The organism is Streptomyces fuscigenes (assembly GCF_021556455.1).
In the GTDB taxonomy this organism is placed as follows: domain Bacteria; phylum Actinomycetota; class Actinomycetes; order Streptomycetales; family Streptomycetaceae; genus Streptomyces; species Streptomyces fuscigenes.
The window spans coordinates 1-5,937 of sequence record NZ_JAKGCV010000350.1 but is presented as its reverse complement, the minus strand read 5'-3'; the positions used below and the strand labels follow the sequence as shown (position 1 = coordinate 5,937).

The window sequence follows — 5,937 nt, the reverse complement described above, 5'->3', positions numbered from 1 at the left end:
GCCGCATGCCGTGCCCCGGCCGGTGCCCCCGCGTGCCATGCCTCGCGGCGCCGCGCGCCGTGCCCGGCCCGCGGCCCGCGGCCCGCGTGGGGGATCAGCCCGAGTAGGCGCCCGACGCGGTCAGCCGCAGCGCCGTGTCGATCAGCGGGACGTGGCTGAACGCCTGCGGGAAGTTGCCCACCTGGCGCTGCCCCCTGGGGTCCCACTCCTCGGCGAGCAGCCCGAGGTCGTTGCGGAGGCTGAGCAGCTTCTCGAACAGCCTGCGCGCCTCGTCCACCCGGCCGATCATGGCGAGGTCGTCGGCCAGCCAGAACGAGCACGCGAGGAACGCGCCCTCGTCGCCCGCCAGCCCGTCCAGGCCCGCCTCACCGCCCGAGGTCGGGTAGCGCAGCACGAAGCCGTCCGGCGTGGACAGCTCGCGCTGGATCGCCTCGATCGTGCCGATGACCCGCTTGTCGTCCGGCGGCAGGAAGCCGACCTGCGGGATCAGCAGCAGCGAGGCGTCGAGCTCCCGGGAGCCGTACGACTGCGTGAACGTGTTGCGCTCGTGGTCGAAGCCCCTCTCGCACACGTCGCGGTGGATGTCGTCGCGCAGCTCGCGCCACTCCTCCAGCGGGCCCTCCGCGTCGCCGGACTCCACCAGCTTGATCGTCCGGTCGACCGCGACCCACGCCATCACCTTCGAGTGGACGAAGTGGCGGCGCGGCCCGCGCACCTCCCAGATGCCCTCGTCCGGCTGGTGCCAGTGCGCCTGAAGGTACTGGATCAGCTTGAGCTGCAGGACCGACGCGTAGTCGTTGCGGGCGAGCCCGGTCATGTGCGCCAGGTGCAGGGCCTCGGTGACCTCGCCGTACACGTCCAGCTGGAGCTGGTGGGCGGCGTTGTTGCCGACCCGCACGGGCGTGGAGCCCTCGTAGCCGGGAAGCCAGTCGAGCTCCGCCTCGCCCAACTCCCGCTCGCCGGCGATGCCGTACATGATCTGGAGGTTCTCCGGGTCGCCCGCGACGGCTCGGAGAAGCCACTCGCGCCAGGCGCGGGCCTCCTCCCGGTAACCGGTGCGCAGCAGCGACGACAGCGTGATCGCCGCGTCCCGCAGCCACGTGTAGCGGTAGTCCCAGTTGCGCACGCCGCCGATCTCCTCGGGCAGCGAGGTGGTGGGCGCCGCGACGATCCCGCCGGTCGGCGCGTACGTCAGCGCCTTCAGCGTGATCAGCGAGCGGACCACCGCCTCCCGGTAGGGGCCGTGGTACGTGCACTGGTCCACCCAGTCCCGCCAGAACTCAGCCGTCGCCTCCAGCGAGCTCTCGGGCTCCGGCAGGGCCGGCTGCGGGCGGTGCGAGGGCTGCCAGCTGATCGTGAACGCGACCCGCTCGCCGGGGGAGACCGTGAAGTCGGCGTACGTCGTCAGATCCTTGCCGTACGTCTCGGCGGTGGTGTCGAGCCACACGGAGTCGGGGCCCGCGACGGCCACCGTGCGGTCGCCGACCTTGTGCACCCAGGGAGTGACCCGTCCGTAGCTGAAGCGCATGCGGAGGGTGGAGCGCATCGGGACCTGCCCGCTGACGCCTTCCACGATGCGGATCAACTGCGGGGCGCCGTCGCGCGGGGGCATGAAATCGGTCACTCTGACCGTCCCCGCCGAGGTGTCCCACTCCGACTCCAGGATCAGCGAGTCGCCGGCGTACCGGCGCCGCTGGGCCCGCGGCGGCTCGGAACCCGCAGGACAGGCGGGCCCCAGTCGCCAGAAACCGTGTTCGTCGGTGCCCAGCAGGGCAGCGAACACGGCGTGGGAGTCGAAGCGGGGCAGGCACAGCCAGTCGACCGTGCCGTCCCGGCAGACCAGTGCCGCGGTCTGCATGTCTCCGATGAGTGCGTAATCCTCGATGCGCCCTGCCACGTGCATCTCCAGTTCAACGGCCACGTCGCCCTCACGAGGGCGCTTACTGCGGTCAAGGGGTCGTTGACGAGCTCTTTTTCCGGGAATACGGGCTGGGGTGGTGCCGTTTGCCGGCCTGACTCGGCAGCGAATGTCCGAGCAGGATACGACGCACCCAGCCCTTCTGCGTCACGCTCACGGCACCATAGGTCGGATGAACGGGTGAGTCACGGCCGAGGCGGGCGGAGGCGCCCGCCGGACGTGGCCGGAAGCAGTCGCTCCCGGGCGCTGTTAGTCTGGTAGCCCGTGGACCGGTGGTCTCCCTCAGGCGTGAAACTCGCAGACAGGGCGCACCGAAGCCGCCGCGACGCCACCTCAGACCGCGACCACGGGAGCCCCCTCTTGGCCATGCCGAACCGATCCACGACATCCTCGACGACCAAGCACATCTTCGTCACGGGCGGTGTTGCCTCCTCCCTCGGCAAGGGCCTCACCGCCTCCAGCCTCGGAGCGCTGCTGAAGGCGCGCGGTCTGCGGGTCACCATGCAGAAGCTGGACCCGTACCTGAACGTCGACCCCGGCACGATGAACCCCTTCCAGCACGGTGAGGTGTTCGTCACGGACGACGGCGCCGAGACCGACCTGGACGTCGGGCACTACGAGCGCTTCCTCGACGTGGAGCTCGACGGCAGCGCCAACGTCACCACCGGGCAGGTCTACTCCACGGTGATCACCAAGGAGCGCCGCGGCGACTACCTCGGCGACACCGTGCAGGTCATCCCGCACATCACCAACGAGATCAAGCACCGCATCCGGCGGATGGCCACCGACGACGTCGACGTGGTCATCACGGAGGTCGGCGGCACCGTGGGCGACATCGAGTCCCAGCCGTTCCTGGAGACGGTGCGTCAGGTGCGCCACGAGGTCGGCCGCGACAACGTCTTCGTCGTGCACATCTCGCTGCTGCCCTACATCGGCCCCTCCGGCGAGCTGAAGACGAAGCCGACGCAGCACTCGGTGGCGGCGCTGCGCAGCATCGGCATCCAGCCCGACGCGATCGTGCTGCGCGCCGATCGCGAGGTCCCGCTGTCCATCAAGCGCAAGATCTCGCTGATGTGCGACGTGGACGAGGCGGCCGTGGTCGCGGCCATCGACGCCAAGTCGATCTACGACATCCCGAAGGTGCTGCACGCCGAGGGCCTCGACGCGTACGTCGTGCGCAAGCTCGACCTGCCCTTCCGCGACGTCGACTGGACGGTCTGGGACGACCTGCTGGACCGGGTGCACAACCCCGACCACGAGGTCACCATCGCCCTCGTCGGCAAGTACATCGACCTGCCTGACGCCTACCTGTCGGTGACGGAGGCCATGCGTGCGGGCGGCTTCGCCAACCGGGCGAGGGTCAATGTGAAGTGGGTGACGTCCGACGAGTGCAAGACCCCGGCGGGCGCCGCGCGCCAGCTCGCCGACGTCGACGGCGTGCTGATCCCGGGCGGGTTCGGCGACCGCGGTGTCACCGGCAAGATCGGCGCGATCCAGTACGCCCGCGAGAACCGGATCCCGCTGCTCGGCATCTGCCTTGGCCTGCAGTGCATCGTCATCGAGGCGGCACGCAACCTCGCGGAGATCCCCGACGCGAACTCCACCGAGTTCGACGCGGGCACCGCGCACCCGGTCATCTCCACGATGGAGGAGCAGCTGGCGTACGTGGAGGGCGCGGGCGACCTCGGCGGCACGATGCGCCTCGGCCTGTACCCGGCGAAGCTCGCCGAGGGCTCGCTGGTGCGCGAGGCGTACGACGACGAGCCGTACGTGCAGGAGCGCCACCGGCACCGCTACGAGGTCAACAACTCCTACCGCGCGGAGCTGGAGAAGAAGGCCGGGCTGGTGTTCTCGGGGACCTCGCCCGACAACAAGCTCGTCGAGTACGTGGAGTACCCGCGCAGCGTCCACCCGTTCCTGGTGTCGACGCAGGCGCACCCGGAGCTGCGCTCCCGCCCCACCCGGCCGCACCCGCTGTTCGCGGGCCTGGTCAAGGCCGCGGTGGAGCGCAAGCTCGGCACCGACGCCTGACGCGGCCCCCGCGGTCCCGAGCGGCCGCGGGGACGCGCGGCACCTGGCGATACGGTGGAACCGGGGCGTACGGATCGGGCAGATCCGCACGCCCCGGCCGTCCGTTTCACCGGTTACGTGTGGAGGTTGCGTTTCATGACCGTCAAGGATGCCCCCGAGGAGTGGCGCGTCACCGGGACCGAGGTGCCCTTCCGCGGCAACAAGACCGGAGTGCGCACGGACGAGGTGGTCATGCCGGACGGCTCGGTCGTCAAGCGCGACTACCAGGTCCACCCGGGCTCCGTCGCGATCCTCGCGCTCGACGACGACGGCAACGTCGTCGTCCTGCGCCAGTACCGCCACCCCGTGCGGCAGAAGCTGTGGGAGATCCCGGCGGGCCTCCTCGACGTCGAGGGCGAGAACCCCCTGCACGCGGCGCAGCGCGAGCTGTACGAGGAGGCGCACGTCAAGGCCGGCGACTGGCGGGTGCTCGCCGACATGTACACGTCCCCGGGCGGGTCCGACGAGGCGGTGCGGGTGTTCCTGGCGCGCGACCTCGGCGAGGCCGAGGGCAAGCGCTTCGAGGTCTCCGAGGAGGAGGCCGACATGGAGCTGGCCCGGGTGCCGCTGGCCGACCTGGCCCGCGGGGTGTTGGCCGGCGAGCTCCACAACTCCTGCCTCACGGTGGGTGTCCTCGCGCTGACGGCGGCGCTCGCGGGCGACGGCCCGGACGCGCTGCGCCCGGCGGACGCCCCCTGGCCGGCCCGCCCGTTCACGTCCTGACACCGCGGCGGGCGGCGGGCCGGGGCCGGGCTTCCCCCACCGGCTTCCCGGCGCCCGGCCCCGCGGCTCCCCGGCCTCGGGTGCCCGGAGCCTCGGCTCCGGGGTCCCCGCCCTCCCGACACCGGCCTCCGCGCCCGCGTTCCGCACCCTCCTGCGGGCCCCCGACCCGATCGGATGCCGATCGGACTGTCGGCTGATCCGATCTGGTGATTCCGCGGGCACGCCCGGCGTCCGGGCCGGGGCCGGTCAACTAGGCTCGGGGCCCCCGCGGGCCCTCGCGGGACACCCGGTCTGGGTCAGGTGGACGGAGCGTGATCCCATGACGGATCAGGCGGTGGACGTGAGCAGCCCGGACCGGGCCGCCGGGCCGCCCTTCCTCGGCCGTCGCCGCGAGCTGGTCCAGCTGCGCGCCGACCTCGACCGCGCCGGGCTCAACACCATCGCCGGCCGCAAGGAACCCCGTGCGCGCGTCCTGCTCGTCGCGGGCCGGCCGGGGTCCGGGCGCACCGCGCTCGCCGAGGAGATCACCCGGCGGCTGCGCGACGGCTACCCCGGAGGCGTCGTACGGGTCGCCCTGTCGGAACCCGGCGGCGAGCCCGTGCCGGGGGAGCGCTCCGCCCGCGCCGTCCTCGTGGCGCTCGGCGTCGAGGCGCCGCCGGGGGAGGACGAGGACGCCCTGACGGAGCGCGTGCGCCTGGTCCTCGCCGCCCGCAAGGCCCTGCTGCTGCTCGACGACGCCGTCGACGCGGAGCAGGTCGACCCGCTCGTGCCCGACACCGCCGACTGCCTGGTCGTCGCCGTGTCCCGGGGCCCGCTCACCGGCATCCCCGACGTCCGGCCGTGCACCGTCGGCGGCCTCGACAGCGCCGCCGCCGTCGAACTGCTCGGCCGTTACACGGGCGCCGTGCGCATCACCGTCGACCCGCAGGCCGCCGAGTCGCTCGCCGAGGAGTGCGGCGGCCAGCCCGCCGCCCTGGTGCTGGCGGGCGGTTGGCTCGCGGCCCGGCCCACGGCCTCCGTCGCCGACCTCGCGCGGCGGCTGCGCGAGCTGCCGCCCGAAACGGACGTCCCGGAGGGCGACCGCCCGCTGGCCCGCGCCTTCCGCCTGGCCTACGACTCGCTGTCGCCGTCCGCCGCGCACACGCTGCGGCTGCTCACCCTGGCCCCGGAGGGCATCGCCGACGCGCACACGGCCTCCGCGCTCGCCGGCTGCTCCGTGCCGGCCG

General features: G+C 72.6%; 4 protein-coding genes. 3 read left to right on the top strand and 1 reads right to left on the bottom strand.

Going from position 1 to position 5,937, the window contains the following annotated elements:
- Positions 1-94 precede the first annotated feature (94 nt).
- Positions 95-1,903, bottom strand: a complete 1,809-nt coding sequence (locus L1885_RS22020) for a glycoside hydrolase family 15 protein (RefSeq protein WP_235798901.1) — start codon at positions 1,901-1,903, stop codon at positions 95-97.
- 381 nt (positions 1,904-2,284) lie between these two features.
- Here L1885_RS22020 and pyrG point away from each other — a divergent pair, with 381 nt between their 5' ends.
- The 3 genes from pyrG to L1885_RS22005 form a co-directional block, all read left to right on the top strand.
- Complete coding sequence (gene pyrG / locus L1885_RS22015) at positions 2,285-3,949, top strand: CTP synthase (RefSeq protein ID WP_235798900.1); 1,665 nt, start codon at positions 2,285-2,287, stop codon at positions 3,947-3,949.
- Between the two features lie 135 nt (positions 3,950-4,084).
- Positions 4,085-4,711 (top strand): NUDIX domain-containing protein, encoded by a 627-nt coding sequence (locus L1885_RS22010; protein WP_235798899.1) that lies wholly within the window; start codon positions 4,085-4,087, stop codon positions 4,709-4,711.
- Positions 4,712-5,030: 319 nt separating this feature from the next.
- A partial coding sequence (locus L1885_RS22005; RefSeq protein ID WP_235798898.1) for an AAA family ATPase occupies positions 5,031-5,937 on the top strand: 907 nt, incomplete at its 3' end.

Coding starts and splice junctions, on each gene's coding strand:
- L1885_RS22010 (WP_235798899.1), top strand. CDS start 4,085: ATGACCGTCAAGGATGCCCCCGAGGAGTGGCGCGTCACCGGGACCGAG.
- pyrG (WP_235798900.1), top strand. CDS start 2,285: ATGCCGAACCGATCCACGACATCCTCGACGACCAAGCACATCTTCGTC.
- L1885_RS22020 (WP_235798901.1), bottom strand. CDS start 1,903: ATGCACGTGGCAGGGCGCATCGAGGATTACGCACTCATCGGAGACATG.